This is a genomic window from Nocardioides jishulii (assembly GCF_006007965.1).
Lineage (GTDB): Bacteria > Actinomycetota > Actinomycetes > Propionibacteriales > Nocardioidaceae > Nocardioides > Nocardioides jishulii.
The window spans coordinates 2,073,709-2,089,670 of sequence record NZ_CP040748.1 but is presented as its reverse complement, the minus strand read 5'-3'; the positions used below and the strand labels follow the sequence as shown (position 1 = coordinate 2,089,670).

The following is a 15,962-nucleotide window of genomic DNA, read 5'->3' as shown; positions in this document are numbered from 1 at the left end:
TCCTGTCGTCTCGTGAGGGTGTGGGTCGGGGTCAGGAGAGGGTGTGCGGGTCGCCCACGGACACCAGGTGTGCCTGGTGGGGCGACGTGCTGTCGACGGGAGTCTGCACGGCAGGAACGAGGTCCCGGCTGCGGGTCTCCCAGAGATGGAGCTGCTGGGCGACGCCGATCGGCACGCCCGCCCGTCGGGCGACCGTGTGCTGGCCGCGGGACGAGGAGATCGAGTGGAAGCGGACGCTGGCGCGTTCCGCCCGGTGGTCACGACGCGGGAGGAGGTCGACGCCGCCGATGGCGTCACGACAGGGACCACCGTCGGATCTGGTCCGGAGAACCAGGACGTCGTGTTCGGCGACCACTGTGGTCAATCCCTCGCTAGGTCGATCGTGAATTCTCCGCTCATCTTCTCACTTCGATCCGGACTATGCAGCACCTGGTGGCCACCCACCCGTCACACTGTCTCCCATGGGTTTGTTCGATCGGTTCCGCGGCGGCAGCTCCGCACGCATGCGTCGGCCCGGGGGTGACGCCGCACGCACGGGGTCCACGACGGTCCGCTCCGCCTCCAGCGCCGACGTCAGGCACCTCAACGAGTGGGTCGTGGCACGCCGTGGGGTCGAGGGGTTCGTCGAGCCGCGTACGGCCGTCAACGACGTGACCCTGCTGCTCGTGGCCCACGACGGGGAGTGGACGCGACGACGCGTGCCGTCGGTGAAGTGGGCCCACGACTTCTGCAACCACCACCGCGTCCCCTCGTACGACGCCGCGGTCGTGGGCGTGCCGCAGCGGATGCGGGAGTGGAACCGGCGCCGCAAGGCCGGCGAGGTCTGAGCCAGGGCCCGGGGCATCGCCCGGGCCGCAGGCTCGATCGCTCGGGCCAGGGGCCAGGTGGGTCAGCCCTCGGCGAGCGTCCGGGCGAACTCGACCAGGGTCTGCACCGAGACGCCGGTGCCGCCGGAGGTCCAGTCGCCGAACGGTCCGCCCGAGTTGAACGACGGGCCGGCGATGTCGAGGTGGGCCCACGGCACGTCGCCGGTGAACTCCCGCAGGAAGGCTGCCGCGTACAGGCCGCCGCCCCAGCGCACCCAGTCGTGCTGGGCGAGGTCGGCGACCTTGCTGCTGCGGATGCGCTCGTCCATCTCCTCGGGGATCGGCATCGGCCAGTGCGCCTCGCCGGCGCGCTCACCGGCGGCCACGACGGTGGCGACCGTCTCGTCGTCACCGAGCACGCCGGTGACCTTGTCGCCCAGGGCGAGCATCATGTGCCCGGTGAGGGTCGCGACGTCGAGCAGCACGTCCGGCTCCTCCTCCACGGCGAGCACGAGCGCGTCGGCGAGCACCAGCCGACCCTCCGCGTCGGTGTTGAGGACCTCGACGGTGGTGCCGCCACGGATGGTCAGCACGTCGCCGGGGCGCGTCGCGGAGCCCGAAACCATGTTCTCGGCCAACGGCGCCCACGCTGTCACCTTCACGCCGAGCCCCAGGCGGGCGATGGCCAGGAGCGCCTGCACGACGGCTGCCGCTCCGGCCATGTCGGACTTCATCGTGCCCATCGACCCGGCCGGCTTGATGGTGAGGCCACCCGAGTCGAAGGTGATGCCCTTGCCGACCAGGGCCAGGTGGGTCGTCGCGCCCTCGGGGGCGTAGGTGAGCTTGACCAGGCGCGGGGGAGCGGCGGACGCCGCGCCGACGCCCAGGATGCCGCCACACTCCATCTCGGCGAGCTTCTCCTCGTCGAAGACCTCGAGGGTGACCTTCGGGGCGCCCCGGCCCTTGGTGGCGGCAGCGTGCGAAGCGGTCGCCGCCTGCACGAAACGCTCGGGGGTGAGCTCGCCGGGGGGCTCGTTGACCCAGTCACGGGTCGTCAGCACGGCGTCGGCCACGACCTGGGCGGCCTCGAAGGCGGCCTTCGCGGCGTCGGTGCGGGCGATCGGTGAGAGCACCCCGACCTCGCTGGGGCGGGTGTCCTTGGTGGACTTCTTGTAGGTGGTGAACGTGTAGCCGCCGAGCACGAACCCGGTCAGCGACGCGACCACGAGCTGCTCGTCGGTGGCGGGCAGCGCCAGGGCGACGGAGCTGGCGTTGGGGATGTTGCGGGCCGCCACTCCGGCGGCGCGGCGTACGGCCACCGGGGTGACCTCGGCGCCGAGCCCGACCAGGACGAGCAGCGGGGCGGTGATGGTGCCGGCGGACGGCACCTTGACGACCTCGCCGGCCTTGCCGCTGACTCCCATGGCCTCCAGCAGCGGGCGCAGCTTGCGTCCGTACTCGGTCGCCACGTCCTCGGCGCCCGGGGCGAGCGTGGCGCCCTGAGGGGAGGAGAGGACGCCCACCACCACGGCGTCGGTGCGGGTCTTGGCGGGGCTGGCGGTGCGCAGGGTGTACGTCGTCGTCACCCCGACACAATAGCCACGCTCGCGGCGCGACTCACCGCAGCGCGGTGGCGAGTGCCGCGCGGATCCGCTGCGTTAGGGTCGGCCCATGTCCAGCGACGACGGTCTGAAGCAGTCCCCGCTGCACGAGCGCCACGTGGCCCTCGGTGCGAAGTTCTCGGAGTTCGGCGGCTGGTCGATGCCCCTGGAGTACCCCACCGGGATCGTCAAGGAGCACACGGCCGTGCGCGAGGCCGTCGGGGTCTTCGACGTCTCCCACTTGGGCAAGGTCCTCCTCAGCGGACCGGGAGCAGCCGACTTCGTCAACGCCACCCTGAGCAATGACCTGGCACGCATCCAGCCCGGCCAGGCGCAGTACACGCTCTGCTGCGACGACGTCACCGGCGGCATCGTCGACGACCTGATCGCCTACTTCAGCGACGACGAGCACGTGCTGCTCGTGCCCAACGCGGCCAACACGGCCGAGGTCGTACGCCGTCTCTCCGCCGAGCTGCCCGAGGGCGTCAAGCTCACTGACCACCACGACGACTACGCGGTCCTGGCTGTCCAGGGGCCGAAGTCCGACGAGGTGCTCGCCGCCGTCGGCCTCCCGGCGGGCCACGGCTACATGTCGTTCGTCGAGGCGGAGTGGGGTGCTGACGCCGGCATCGCGGCTGAGCCCGCGGACGCCTTGGTCGTCGTGTGCCGCACCGGTTACACCGGGGAGCGCGGCTACGAGCTGATCGTGCGCAACGACCAGGCGCTGGCCCTGTGGGACGCCCTGCTCGAGGCGGGCGTCGAGCACGGCTTGGTGCCCTGTGGACTGGGCGCGCGCGACACCCTGCGCACCGAGATGGGCTACCCGCTCCACGGGCAGGACATCACGATCGAGACGACGCCGCTCGAGGGCGGCATCGGGTGGGCGGTCGGCTGGTCGAAGGAGAGGTTCTGGGGCAAGAACGTCCTCACGGAGCAGAAGGCGGAGGGCGCTCCCCGCGTGCTGCGCGGCCTGCTCGCCACGGGACGCGGCATCCCGCGCCCCGGCATGTCGGTGACCCTCACCGAGCACGTGCCGCTGGGTGACGTGACCTCGGGGACCTTCAGCCCGACCCTGCGCAAGGGCATCGGCCTGGCGCTGCTGCCCACGTCGATCGAGGTCGGCGCCGAGGTCGGCGTCGACGTCCGAGGGCGCCGCGAGATCTTCACGGTGGTCAAGCCGCCGTTCGTCGACACGTCTGTCCGGGAGGGCTGAAGCATGGCTGACAACGCGTGGTACTGGACGTTCGAGGACGCCTCCGGCACACCGGTGGAGGTGTCGGCCGACTTCGCCGGGAGCACCTTCGTCGACCAGGCGGAGGCCGAGGCGTGGGTTGGGGAGGTCTTCGCCGACCTGGCTGCCGAGGGCGTCGACTCGGTCACGCTCTTCGAGGGAGACCGCAAGGTCTACGGACCGATGTCCCTGCACGCCTGAGCCCGATGACCACGTCTGACCCGCGGGTCCGCCCTGCCGTCGAGGCGGACCTTCCCGCCATCCTGTCCCTGGTGCACGCCCTCGCCGACTACGAGCGCGAGCCGGATGCCGTCGAGGCGACGGAGGACGACTTCCGCCGGGTGCTCTTCGACGACCCGTCGCCCACGACGTACTGCCACGTGGCCGAGGTCGGTGGTGAGGTCGTCGGCCTCGCCGTCTGGTTCCTCAGCTTCTCCACGTGGACCGGCAAGAACGGCATCTGGCTCGAGGACCTCTTCGTCCTGCCTGAGCACCGCGGCACCGGTCTGGGCAAGGCGCTGCTCCAACGGCTCGCCCAGGTCTGCGTGGAGCGCGGGTTCTCGCGCCTGGAGTGGTGGGTCCTGGACTGGAACGCCCCCTCGATCGCCTTCTACGAGTCGCTCGGCGCCGTCGCCCAGGACGAGTGGACGACCTACCGCGTCGACGGTGACGCCCTGCAGACCCTCGGCGGTTGACGTGCACTCCTTCTCGCAGGTCGACGTCTTCTCGCCCGACCCGTGGGGCGGCAACCCGGTCGCGGTCGTGCACGGGGCCGACGACCTCGACGACGCGCAGATGGCCGCGTTCGCCCGGTGGACCAACCTGAGCGAGACCACCTTCCTGCTCGCCCCGCGCGCCCCGGGCGCCGACTACCGCCTCCGGATCTTCACGATCGAGGGCGAGCTGCCCTTCGCCGGCCACCCCACGCTCGGCTCCGCGCACGCCTGGCTCGAGGCCGGGGGAGTGCCCTCGGGTGACGACGTGATGCAGGAGTGCGGCGTCGGGCTGGTGACCGTACGTCGCCGCGACGTGCTGGCGTTCGCCGCGCCGCCGCTCCTGCGCAGCGGCGAGGTCGAGGCGGACGTCAAGGAGCGCGTACTGACCGCCCTCCGGGTGGGCGCCCGCGAGGTCGAGGACCTGCAGTGGATCGACAACGGCCCCGGCTGGATCGGGGTGCTGATGCGCGACGCCGACGCCGTGCTCGGGGTGCGTCCCGACGTGGCAGCCCTGGAGGGGCTCGCGGTCGGGCTCGCCGGACTCCACGCCCCGGGTGGGGAGTGTGCGGTGGAGGTGCGCGCCCTCTTCGGGACGACCGAGGACCCGGTCACCGGCTCCCTCAACGCCGGCTTGGCCCAGTGGCTCGTGGGGGCCGGGGTGCTGCCGCAGACGTACGTCGCCCGTCAGGGCACCGTGCTCGGGCGCACCGGACGGGTCCACGTCGAGCGCCGCGACGGTGAGTACTGGGTCGGTGGCGCCACCCGCACGTCGGTGCGCGGCACCGTCGCGTTCGCCGACTGAGAAGGCGCCCGGGAGCAGCCCCGGACGTGCGTCAGCCGATAGGGTGACGCGCATGCGCGCCTACCTCGACCTGCTGCAACGCATCCTCGACGAGGGCACGGACAAGTCGGACCGCACCGGCACCGGCACGCGGTCGATCTTCGGGCACCAGATGCGGTTCGACCTCTCCGAGGGCTTCCCGCTGGTGACGACGAAGAAGGTGCACACGCGCAGCGTCTTCGGTGAGCTGCTGTGGTTCCTGCGCGGTGACACCAACGTGAAGTGGCTCCAGGAGCGTGGCATCTCGATCTGGGACGAGTGGGCCGACGAGAACGGTGACCTCGGGCCGGTCTACGGCTACCAGTGGCGCTCCTGGCCCACCCCTGACGGACGACACGTCGACCAGGTCGCCAAGCTCATCGAGGGCATCCGCACCAACCCCGACTCGCGGCGCCACATCGTCTCGGCGTGGAACGTGGCCGACGTCGACGACATGGCGCTCCCGCCCTGCCACACGCTCTTCCAGTTCTACGTGCAGCCGGCCGACGACGGTGGCCCCGCCAAGCTGTCCTGCCAGCTCTACCAGCGCTCCGCCGACGTCTTCCTCGGGGTGCCCTTCAACATCGCCTCCTACGCGTTGCTCACCCACATGGTCGCCCAGGTGACCGGTCTGCGGGTGGGGGACTTCGTGCACACCTTCGGCGACGCCCACCTCTACTCCAACCACGTCGAGCAGGCCCGTCTGCAGCTCACCCGTGAGCCGCGGGCCCTGCCTGCGCTCCAGCTCAACCCGGCCGTCACCGAGATCGACGCGTTCGACCTCGAGGACATCGACGTCGTGGGCTACGACCCGCACCCGCTGATCAAGGCGCCGATCGCCGTATGACCGGCTCGTCGGACGCGGCGACCCCGCACGTCACCCTGATCGCTGCGTACGCGCACGGTCGCGTGATCGGCGACGGCCCGGACATCCCGTGGCACAGCCGCGAGGACTTCGGGCACTTCAAGGCCACGACGCTGGGCCACACGCTGGTGATGGGCCGGGTCACGCACGAGTCGATCGGGCGCCCGCTCCCCGGGCGCCGGACCATCGTGATGACCCGGGACCGCGACTGGCGCGACGAGGGCGTCACGGTGGCCCACTCGCTGGAGGAGGCCCTCGACCTGGCGGGCGACGACGAGGTCTTCGTGGCCGGCGGCGCCCAGGTCTACGAGGCCGCGCTGCCCGTCGCCGACCAGCAGATCCTCACCGAGGTCGACATCGACGTCTCCGGCGACGCCTTCTACCCGGAGTTCGACCCCGCCGAGTGGACCGAGGTGCGGCGCATCTCCCGTCCCGACCTCGACCCGCCGTTGTCCTGGGTGTGGTGGACGCGGCGATGACGTTGCCCTTCGAGGTCGTCATCGACCCGCTGGCTGCCGACCCGCCCTTCGAGCAGGTGCGCCGCCAGGTGGCCGGTGCCGTGGTCACGGGTGCGCTCGTCCCCGGCGACAAGCTCCCGCCCGTGCGCACGCTCGCAGCCGCCCTGGGGCTCGCGGTCAACACGGTCGCCAGGGCCTACAAGGAGCTCGAGGCGGCGGGTGTCGTCGCCACCCGCGGACGGGCGGGGACCGTGGTCCTGGGGTACGGCACGGAGCAGGCGGCGCGAGCGGCGGCCGCGGCGTACGTCGCCCAGGCGCGCCACCTCGGGCTCACCGACGCCGAGGTGCTGGAGCACGTACGCCGGGCGCTGGGCTGACCGCTGGGCTGACGGCCGCTGGGCCGAGGCCTGAACCGACCCGGCAGACTGGAGCCGTGGCTCCCCAGATCGTCGTCTCGGCCGTCGCGCTCGTGCGCGACGGCGCCGTCCTCACCGTCCGCAAGCAGGGCACCAGTCGCTTCATGCTCGTCGGCGGCAAGCCGGAGCCCGGCGAGAGCGCCCTCGACTGCGCAGTGCGGGAGACCGCCGAGGAGGTCTCGCTGGCGATCACCGACCTCGAGCTCCTCGGTGAGTTCACCTCCGAGGCGGCCAACGAGCCCGGGCACCAGCTGCACTCCACCGTCTACGCCGCTGAGCTGCCGGGGGATCCCGTGCTGGCTGGCGAGATCGCCGAGCTGCGCTGGACCGCCCTCGACGGCACCTACGACGACCTCGCCCCGATGCTCGAGTTCAACGTGATGCCGTTGCTGCGCGAGCGCCACCGAGTGGACGGCTGAGCCGTCCCGCTCGACTCAGGTCCCGCAGAACGTCTGGAAGGTGGCCGCGAACTCCGCCGGCGCCGGCTGGGTGAAGCGCTCCTCGCCCGGGATCGGGTCGTAGGGCTGGCGTACGGCCGCGAGCAGGGCCTCGAACGGTGCGAGGTCGCCCGCCGACGCGGCAGTCAGGGCCTCCTCGACGAGGTGGTTGCGCGGGATGTGCACGGGGTTGACCCGGTCCATGGCTGAGGCGTCGGGGGAGTGGGCCAGCCACTTCTCCAGCCATGCGTCGAGGCGCTCCAGCTCGAGGGTGGCGCCACGAACAGGCTCGCGGTCGCCGCGGGCCGCCGATGCGAGGTCGCGGAAGAACGTCGTGAAGTCGACGCCGCTGGCCTCCAGGTAGCCGTGGAGCTCGGTGACGAGGTCGACGAGCCCTTCGGTCTCCGGGGCGAGACCCAGCTTGGCGGCCATCGTCGCCATCCAGGCGTCGTTGAAGCGGGCTGGGAAGGTGTTGAGCACGGCGGTCGCGGCCTCGACCGCCTCCGCCTCCTCGTCGGTGATGATGGGCAGCAGCGCCTCGGCGAAGCGGGCGAGGTTCCACTGGGTCACCGTCGGCTGGTTGCCGTAGGCGTAGCGCCCGCCGGTGTCGATGGAGCTGAAGACGGCGCCGGGGCTGTAGGCGTCCAGGAAGGCGCAGGGACCGTAGTCGATGGTCTCGCCGGCGATCGACACGTTGTCGGTGTTCATCACCCCGTGCACGAAGCCGACGGTGAGCCACTGGGCCACCAGGCGGGCCTGGTCGGCCACGACGTGGTCGAAGAGCGCCAGGGGCGGGTTGTCGGCCTGCAGGTCCTCGGGGTGGTGGCGCTCGAGGGCGTAGCGGGCGAGCTTGACGAGCACCCGCATCTGGTTGCTCGCACGGGCGTACTGGAAGGTGCCGACGCGCAGGTGGCTGGCGGCCACGCGCACGAGCACGGCGCCCGGCAGCGCGCCCTCCTCGCGCAGCACCGACTCGCCCGTGGTCACCACGGCCAGGGAGCGGGTGGTGGGGATCCCCATCGCGTGCATCGACTCGCTGACGAGGAACTCGCGCAGCATCGGCCCGAGGGCGGCGAAGCCGTCGCCCCCGCGGGCGTACGTGGTCGGGCCCGACCCCTTGAGGGCGAGGTCGCGCAGCCCCTCGGGGGTCTCGATCTCTCCGAGCAGCAGGGCGCGGCCGTCACCCAGACGGGGCGAGTAGCCGCCGAACTGGTGCCCGGCGTAGGCCTGCGCCACGGGGCGCGCGTCGTCGGGAAGCCCCTGCCCGACGAGGAAGCGGGTGCCCTCGGGCGTACGCAGCCAGTCGACGTCGAGCCCGAGCTCGGCCGCGAGGGGCTCGTTGAGCACGGCGAGGCGCGGCTCGGCGAAGGGATGTGCCTGCGTGGGCGTCGCCAGCTCGGGGAGGGCGTCGACGAAGTGGTGCTGGAGGGAGAGCGTCACCGTCCAAGCCTAGGCGGGAGGCCTGAGAGTGCCAACGGCCGTGGCTGTGCTCAGGCCGGCGTGGCCCCTCCCGGCTCGGCGTGGCAAGGTGAGAGCCATGGAACTGCGCATCTTCACCGAACCCCAGCAGGGCGCCACCTACGACGACCTCCGGGTGGTCGCCCAGGAGGCCGAACGGCTCGGATTCGGGGCGTTCTTCCGCTCCGACCACTACCTGACCATGGGCGGCGACGGGCTCCCCGGTCCGACCGACGCCTGGACCACGCTGGCCGGACTCGCACGTGACACCAGCACCATCCGGCTCGGGACGCTGATGACCTCGGCGACCTTCCGGCACCCCGGCGTGCTGGCCATCCAGGTCGCGCAGGTCGACCAGATGAGCGGTGGGCGCGTCGAGCTGGGGCTCGGAGCCGGCTGGTTCGAGGCCGAGCACACGGCGTACGGCATCCCGTTCCCCGACACCCGTGAGCGGTTCGACCGCTACGCCGAGCAGCTCGAGATCGTCACGGGCCTGTGGGGCACGTCGACCGGTGCGAGCTACTCGTTCGCGGGGGAGCACTACACGCTCACCGACTCGCCGGCCCTGCCCAAGCCGACCCAGGCGAAGCCGCCCGTGCTGATCGGCGGCCGCGGCAAGCGCCGTACGCCGGCACTGGCCGCGCGCTTCGCCGACGAGTTCAACCTCCCCTTCGTCGACGAGGAGGAGACCAAGGAGCAGTTCGACCGGGTCGCCCGTGCCTGCGAGGCGATCGACCGCGACCCCTCGACGATGACCTGGTCCAACGCCCTGGTCCTCTGCGTCGGCGAGGACGAGGCGGAGCTCGCCCGTCGAGCGGCCTCGATCGGTCGTGAGGTCGACGAGCTGCGGGTCAACGGCCTGGCCGGAACCCCCGACGAGGTCGTCGCGAAGATCGAGCGCTTCGCCGCCCTCGGCAGCGAGCGCCTCTACCTCCAGGTGCTCGACCTCGCCGACCTGGACCACCTCGCCCTGGTCGCCGAACGCGTCATGCCGCAGGTGCGGTGAGCCCGGCCCCGGGGGTCGACCTGCCCACACGCGTTCACCTGTCGCGGACTCGCGTCCGCGCCGGGATAACCTTGCACCCATGAGCTCCGCACCGATTGCCCCCTTCGGACGTCTGCTGACCGCCATGGCCACCGCGTTCAAGGACGACGGCTCGGTGGATCTCGACGGGACGGCGAAGATCGCCGCCCACCTCGTCGAGCACGGCAACGAGGGCGTCGTGGTCTCCGGCACCACCGGCGAGTCGCCGACCACGACGGTGGAGGAGGACGCGGAGATCCTGCGCGCGGTGAAGGACGCGGTCGGCGACCGTGCCACCGTGATCGCGGGCGTGGGCACCAACGCCACGCAGCACTCGGTCGAGCTCGCGCGCAACGCCGCGAAGATCGGTGTCGACGGCATCCTGCTGGTCGCGCCGTACTACAACAAGCCGTCGCAGCGTGGCGTGCTCCACCACTTCACCACCGTCACCGACGCCACCGACCTGCCCGTCATGCTCTACGACGTGCCGGGGCGCACCGGCATCACCATCTCGATGGAGACCTACGAGCGGGCCTTCGAGTCCGACAAGGTCATCTCCGTCAAGGACGCCGCCGGCGACATGGTCCGCGCCTCCCGTCTCTCCGACATGGGCTACGCCGTCTACTCCGGCGACGACGTCGCCACGCTGAGCTTCCTGGCCCACGGCGGGTGCGGACTCGTCTCGGTCGCCGGCCACGTCGCCGGGCGCCAGCTGGCGACCATGATCGACACCTTCCTGGACGGCGACCACGCCGGCGCCCTCGACATCTTCCGAGGCCTGACGCCGGCCTTCGACGCCGTCATGGGCGTTGCCAACTACGGCGCCACCACCGCGAAGGGCGCCCTGCAGCTCGCAGGCGTCCTCGACAACCGCAACGTCCGGGGCCCGCTCGTGGCGCTGGACGACGACGAATACGAAGCCCTGCGCGAAGGACTCACCGCCGCAGGCCTGATCTGAGGAACTGCATGTCGCATCCCCACCCTGAACTCGACGCTGCCCCGCCACTCGCCAAGGGAGCCCTGCGCGTCATCGCCCTCGGCGGCCTCGGCGAGGTCGGCCGCAACATGACCGTCTTCGAGTACGACGGGCGCCTGCTCATCGTCGACTGCGGCGTGCTCTTCCCCGAGGAGCACCACCCCGGCGTCGACCTGATCCTGCCGGACTTCGACGCCATCCGGGACCGCCTCGACGACGTCGAGGCGCTGGTCCTCACCCACGGCCACGAGGACCACATCGGGGCCACGCCCTACCTCCTGCGTGAGCGCCAGGACATCCCACTGGTCGGCTCCGAGCTGACGCTGGCGCTGCTCGGCGCGAAGCTGCGCGAGCACCGGCTCAAGGAGACCGTGCACCACGTGGTGCGCGAGGGCGAGCGCATCGCCTTCGGCCCCTTCGACCTCGAGTTCGTCGCCGTCAACCACTCCATCCCGGACGCGCTGGCCGTGGCCATCCGCACCGGCGCCGGCATGGTCCTGCACACCGGCGACTTCAAGATGGACCAGCTGCCGCTGGACGGCCGGATCACCGACCTGCGCGCCTTCGCCCGCCTGGGCGAGGAGGGCGTGGACCTCTTCCTCACCGACTCCACCAACGCCGAGGTCCCGGGCTTCACCACGCACGAGAAGAACATCGGTCCGGTCCTGGACCGGGCGTTCTACAAGTCCAAGCAGCGCATCATCGTGGCCTGCTTCGCCTCGCACGTGCACCGGGTCCAGCAGGCGCTCGACGCGGCCGTGGCCCACAACCGCAAGGTCGCCTACGTCGGTCGCTCGATGGTCCGCAACATGCAGATCGCCAAGGACCTCGGCTACCTCACGGTCCCGCCGGACGTCCTGGTCGACGCCAAGGAGCTGGCCAAGCTCCCGCCCGAGCGCCAGGTCCTGATCTCGACCGGTTCGCAGGGTGAGCCGCTCTCCGCGCTGAGCCGCATTGCCCAGCGCAGCCACTCGTTCGTGCATCTCGAGGAGGGCGACACCGTCATCCTCGCCTCGTCGATGATCCCGGGCAACGAGAACGCGATCTACCGGGTCATCAACGGACTCTCGAAGCTCGGCGCCAACGTGGTCCACAAGGGCAACGCCCTGGTGCACGTCTCCGGGCACGCGAGCGCCGGTGAGCTGCTCTACTGCTACAACATCGTCAAGCCGCGCAACGTGATGCCGGTGCACGGCGAGATCCGCCACATGCTGGCCAACGCCGACCTGGCCCGCGACACCGGCGTGCCCGACGACCACATCGTGATCGCGGAGGACGGCGTCGTCGTCGACCTCGAGGACGGTCGCGCCCGCATCGTCGGCAAGGTCGACTGCGGATACGTCTTCGTCGACGGCACCACGATCGGCGGTGACCTGACCGAGAGCTCCCTCAAGGACCGGCGCATCCTCGCCGAGGAGGGCTTCATCTCGATCATCACGGTGGTCGACTCGGTGACCGGCAAGGTCTCCAGCGGCCCGGAGATGCACGCCCGCGGCTTCGCCGAGGACGACTCGACGTTCGACTCCGTGAAGCCCCAGATCGTCCGGGCGATCGAGACCGCCATGTCCGAGGGCGTCGACGACACCTACCAGCTGCAGCAGGTCGTACGCCGTGTGGTCGGCCGCTGGGTCAACAAGGCCCACCGCCGCCGTCCCATGATCGTGCCCGTCGTCATCGAGGCCTGAGCCGCCTGCACGAACGCCGGCCCCGGACACCCAGGTGTCCGGGGCCGGCGTCGTCGTTGCGGGGTTGACCCGTTCGGCAGCGACAGGGCTGGTCGGCAGCCTCAGCCCGCGCGGTGGGCGACGAGGTCGGCGGGAGCCTCCACGTGCTCGAGACTCACGACGTGGTCCATCTCGTCCAGTCCGATGGTCCCGTGGGTGATCCACACGACCGTACGTCCGGCATCGGCGAGCAGCTCGTCGGAGACTGCGCGCGCCGTCTCCGAGTCGAGGTGGGCCGTCGGCTCGTCCAGCACCAGCACCGGCTGGTCGGCCAGCAGTGCGCGGGCCATCGCGAGCCGTGCGCGCTCGCCGCCCGACACGTGGGCGTGACCCTCGCCGACCATGGTCCCTGCGCCGTGCGGCAACGAGGCCACCCACGGGCCCAGGTGGGCGCGCGACAAGGCGTCCAGCACGGCCGCGTCGTCGGCCCCGGGCTTCGCCAGGCGTACGTTCTCGAGCACGGTCGAGGCGAAGACGTACGGGTCGTCGTCGACGAGGCCGACGCGCTCGCGGATCGTGTCCGGGTGCAGGGCGCGCGCGTCCGTGCCGTCCCAGGTGAGGCGTCCGGCGCTCGGGTCGAGGAAGCGCAGCAGGCCGGCGGCGACGGTGGACTTGCCGCATCCGCTGGGACCGACGAGGCCGACCCTGGCGCCGGCGGGCAGCGACAGGTCGAGGTCGGTCACCGCGGGGGTGTCACCCCAGCCCAGCGACACGTGCTCGAGCTGACCGGACGGGTGGGCCGACAGGGGAGTGGTGGACGCGTCCTCGGCGACCGTGACGGCGGGGCTCATGCTCGTCAGGGCGTCGAGGCGCTCACGGGCTGCGCGGGTGCGCACCGCCACCGGGGCGGCGTCGACCAGCGGTCCGAAGACGTCGACCAGAGCCAGGGGCAGCATCACCAGCAACGCCGTCATGGCGGGCGAGATGGCGCCCTCGGCCAGCGGCGCGGCCATCACCCGCGCCATCAGCACCAGCCCCAGGCCGCAGGCCAGGATGACCAGGGCGTGTCCGGCTGCGCTGGCACGGGTCGAGCGGGTCGCGGCACGCCCGAGACGGTTCGAGGCGGCGTCGACGTCGTCGAGGACGCGGCCGTCGGCCTGCCACAGGACCCACTGGCGCAGGCTGTGCAGGTAGGTCTCGACCTGGGTCGAGACGGCGGCACGGGCCGAGACGAAGTCGGACTCGGCGGAGCGGACACCGGCCCACGTGACCAGGTGCGCCGCCAGCCCGACGAGGCAGAGTCCGGCGATGACGGCCGCGCCGAGGGGGTGGAGCAGGACGGTGAACAGCAGCGCGACACCGGCGACGAGCAAGGCCGTGGCGCGGGGCTGACGCACCCGCAGCTGCTCGTCGACCAGGGCGTCGACGTCGTCGACGACGCTGGTGAGGAGGTCGCCGCGGCGCACCCCGAGCCGGCCGGGCACCAGCGGCACCAGGGCGTCGTACACCTGGGCACGACGCTCGGCCAGCATGCGGAAGGCGGCGTCGTGGGAGACCAGGCGCTCGACGTAGCGCAGCACCGGCCGGGCCAGGCCGAAGGTGCGGACGCCGACGATCGCGACGATGAGGTACATCACCGGCGGGTGTTCGGAGGCGCGGGTGATCAGCCATGCGGCGGTCGCGGTCAGGGCGACACCGGAGGTGACCGAGAGGGCGCCCAGCAGGGTCCCGGTGCGCACGCCCCAGCGAGCTGGCTCGTCGTCCAGCTCGACAACCGGCACCGGGCGTGCGGCCTGCGAGGCCGCGGTTGCGAGATCGGTCAGGTCGGTGTCGGCGGGGGCCGGGTGGCGGGCCGGCGGGATCACCGCGACCACCCGGTCGGCGCTCGCGACCACCGTGTCGCGGTGGGCGACGACGACCACGAGGGCGTCCTGGGCGAGGCGGCGCAGCGTGTCGAGCAGGATCGCCTCCGACTCGCTGTCGAGGTGGGCGCTCGGCTCGTCGAGGAGGACGACCGGACGGGCGGCCAGGACGACGCGGGCCAGGCCCAGGCGGGCTCGCTGGCCGGCGGACAGCCCGGCTCCGTCCTCACCCAGCGGGGTGTCGAGGCCCTGGGGCAGGGCAGCGACGACCGTGTGCAGGTCGACCGCCTCGAGCGCCTGCCAGAGCTGCTCCGGGCCGGCGTCGGGTCGTCCGAGCCGCAGGTTCTCGGCGATGGATCCGGCGGTCAGCCACGGCCGCTGCGGGGCCGTGGCGACCGTGGCACGCCTGGCGGCGAGGCGGTCGGCGGTGAGCGGGGTCCCGTCGACGGTGACGACGCCGGTGGTCGGGGTGAGCTCGCCGAGCAGGAGCGCCAGGAGGGTCGACTTGCCGCCACCCGAGGGCCCGGTCACCGCGACAAGGCCGCGCTGACCGAGGTCGACGGTGAGCGGCGCCAACGCAGGGTCCTGGCGACCGGGGTAGACGAAGCTGAGTCCCTCGACGCGCAGACCCTGGCCGAGGGCGAGCGGGGTGGCCGTGTCGTCGGGCGTGGTCGCGCCGTCGTCGAGCAGTGCCGACGCGGCCTCGAAGGTGGCCGTGCCCTCGGCCGCGGCGTGGAACTCCGCACCCACCCGGCGCCACGGCCAGTAGGCCTCGGGGGCCAGCAGGAGCACGATCAGGGCGGTCTCGAAGTCGAGGCCGCCAGCGGCCAGGCGCAGGCCCACGACGACGGCGACGAGGGCGACCGAGATGGTCGCGATGAACTCCAGCGCGGCCGAGGAGACGAAGGCGATCTTGAGGGTTTCCAGCGTCGCGCGGCGATAGCGGTCGGTGACGGCACGGATGGTGCGCGACTGGGCGGTGGCCCGGCGGTGCGCGACCAGGGTGGGCAGACCGCGTACGACGTCGAGGAAGTGGCCCGAGAGCGTCGCCATCTCGCGCCACTGCCGCTCGGCGCGGTCCTTGGTGTTGAGCCCGATCAGGATCGCGAAGATCGGCACGAGCGGAAGGGTCAGCACGACGATCAGGCCCGAGAACCAGTCGAGCCAGAAGATGGTGGCCACCGTGGCGGCCGGCAGCACGGCAGCCAGGACGAGTGAAGGCAGGTACCGGGTGAGGTACGGCTCGACCGAGGCCATTCCGCGGGTGGCCAGGGCGGTCATCTCGCCCGTGCGCTGCTGCGACAGCTCGACGGCCTGGAGGCGGGAGGCCGAGGCCAGCAGGCGCCGGCGCAGGGTCGTCGAGACGATCGCCGAGGCGCGGGCCCCCGTGACGTCCACGACGTACGTCGCGAGCGCACGCGCCACGACGACGGCCCCCAGCCACAGGGCGGGGGAGTGCCAGCCGTCGCCGGTCGGCTCGGTGACGAGCCGGACGATCAGCACACCGACCGCCCAGGCCTGGGCGACGGCCAGCAGACCCTGCGCCGTCCCGGCCACCAGACCGACCACCAAGGGGCGGCGGGCTGGCAGGAGGTGCGGGACGAGCGCAGGGTCGAAGGGCTTCATCT

16 protein-coding genes are annotated in these 15,962 nt (G+C 72.0%); 12 read left to right on the top strand and 4 right to left on the bottom strand.

Going from position 1 to position 15,962, the window contains the following annotated elements; translation table 11 throughout:
- Positions 1-31: 31 nt before the first annotated feature.
- Complete coding sequence (locus tag FCL41_RS09845; RefSeq protein WP_137065862.1) at positions 32-355, bottom strand: hypothetical protein; 324 nt, start codon at positions 353-355, stop codon at positions 32-34.
- 106 nt (positions 356-461) lie between these two features.
- Between FCL41_RS09845 and FCL41_RS09840 the strand changes: the two genes are divergently transcribed.
- Complete coding sequence (locus tag FCL41_RS09840) at positions 462-827, top strand: hypothetical protein (RefSeq protein ID WP_239021603.1); 366 nt, start codon at positions 462-464, stop codon at positions 825-827.
- A 62-nt stretch (positions 828-889) separates the two neighbouring features.
- Here FCL41_RS09840 and FCL41_RS09835 read toward each other — a convergent pair whose 3' ends face one another.
- Positions 890-2,392: a leucyl aminopeptidase gene (locus tag FCL41_RS09835; RefSeq protein WP_239021602.1), complete on the bottom strand. Its 1,503-nt coding sequence runs from the start codon at positions 2,390-2,392 to the stop codon at positions 890-892.
- 85 nt (positions 2,393-2,477) lie between these two features.
- Here FCL41_RS09835 and gcvT point away from each other — a divergent pair, with 85 nt between their 5' ends.
- From gcvT to FCL41_RS09795, 8 genes are read left to right on the top strand one after another with little or no spacing between them, the layout of a single operon-like run.
- Positions 2,478-3,620 (top strand): glycine cleavage system aminomethyltransferase GcvT, encoded by a 1,143-nt coding sequence (gene gcvT, locus FCL41_RS09830; protein WP_137065861.1) that lies wholly within the window; start codon positions 2,478-2,480, stop codon positions 3,618-3,620.
- A 3-nt stretch (positions 3,621-3,623) separates the two neighbouring features.
- Positions 3,624-3,839: a hypothetical protein gene (locus FCL41_RS09825; protein WP_137065860.1), complete on the top strand. Its 216-nt coding sequence runs from the start codon at positions 3,624-3,626 to the stop codon at positions 3,837-3,839.
- A 5-nt stretch (positions 3,840-3,844) separates the two neighbouring features.
- Positions 3,845-4,333, top strand: a complete 489-nt coding sequence (locus FCL41_RS09820; RefSeq protein WP_137065859.1) for a GNAT family N-acetyltransferase — start codon at positions 3,845-3,847, stop codon at positions 4,331-4,333.
- A gap of 1 nt (position 4,334) precedes the next feature.
- Positions 4,335-5,156: a PhzF family phenazine biosynthesis protein gene (locus tag FCL41_RS09815; RefSeq protein WP_137065858.1), complete on the top strand. Its 822-nt coding sequence runs from the start codon at positions 4,335-4,337 to the stop codon at positions 5,154-5,156.
- A gap of 52 nt (positions 5,157-5,208) precedes the next feature.
- Positions 5,209-6,021, top strand: coding sequence for a thymidylate synthase (locus FCL41_RS09810; RefSeq protein ID WP_137065857.1), 813 nt, complete (start codon positions 5,209-5,211; stop codon positions 6,019-6,021).
- Complete coding sequence (locus FCL41_RS09805) at positions 6,018-6,518, top strand: dihydrofolate reductase (RefSeq protein ID WP_137065856.1); 501 nt, start codon at positions 6,018-6,020, stop codon at positions 6,516-6,518. The genes FCL41_RS09810 and FCL41_RS09805 overlap by 4 nt, the downstream gene beginning before the upstream one ends.
- Entirely contained in the window at positions 6,515-6,874 is a 360-nt protein-coding gene (locus FCL41_RS09800) for a GntR family transcriptional regulator (RefSeq protein ID WP_137065855.1), read from the top strand. The genes FCL41_RS09805 and FCL41_RS09800 overlap by 4 nt, the downstream gene beginning before the upstream one ends.
- Positions 6,875-6,930: 56 nt before the next feature.
- Positions 6,931-7,332 (top strand): NUDIX hydrolase, encoded by a 402-nt coding sequence (locus FCL41_RS09795; RefSeq protein ID WP_137065854.1) that lies wholly within the window; start codon positions 6,931-6,933, stop codon positions 7,330-7,332.
- Positions 7,333-7,347: 15 nt separating this feature from the next.
- Here FCL41_RS09795 and FCL41_RS09790 read toward each other — a convergent pair whose 3' ends face one another.
- Positions 7,348-8,790: a protein adenylyltransferase SelO gene (locus tag FCL41_RS09790; RefSeq protein ID WP_137065853.1), complete on the bottom strand. Its 1,443-nt coding sequence runs from the start codon at positions 8,788-8,790 to the stop codon at positions 7,348-7,350.
- Positions 8,791-8,887: 97 nt separating this feature from the next.
- Between FCL41_RS09790 and FCL41_RS09785 the strand changes: the two genes are divergently transcribed.
- From FCL41_RS09785 to FCL41_RS09775, 3 genes are all read left to right on the top strand, one after another.
- The gene (locus FCL41_RS09785; RefSeq protein WP_137065852.1) at positions 8,888-9,814 is read left to right on the top strand and encodes an LLM class F420-dependent oxidoreductase; all 927 of its coding nucleotides are present in this window, start codon (positions 8,888-8,890) and stop codon (positions 9,812-9,814) included.
- Between the two features lie 79 nt (positions 9,815-9,893).
- Positions 9,894-10,790 (top strand): 4-hydroxy-tetrahydrodipicolinate synthase, encoded by an 897-nt coding sequence (gene dapA / locus FCL41_RS09780; RefSeq protein WP_137065851.1) that lies wholly within the window; start codon positions 9,894-9,896, stop codon positions 10,788-10,790.
- Between the two features lie 8 nt (positions 10,791-10,798).
- Positions 10,799-12,493: a ribonuclease J gene (locus FCL41_RS09775; protein WP_137065850.1), complete on the top strand. Its 1,695-nt coding sequence runs from the start codon at positions 10,799-10,801 to the stop codon at positions 12,491-12,493.
- A 101-nt stretch (positions 12,494-12,594) separates the two neighbouring features.
- Here the strand turns inward: FCL41_RS09775 and cydD are convergent, their stop codons facing one another.
- The gene (gene cydD, locus FCL41_RS09770) at positions 12,595-15,960 is read right to left on the bottom strand and encodes a thiol reductant ABC exporter subunit CydD (protein ID WP_137065849.1); all 3,366 of its coding nucleotides are present in this window, start codon (positions 15,958-15,960) and stop codon (positions 12,595-12,597) included.
- Between the last annotated feature and the right edge of the window lie 2 nt (positions 15,961-15,962).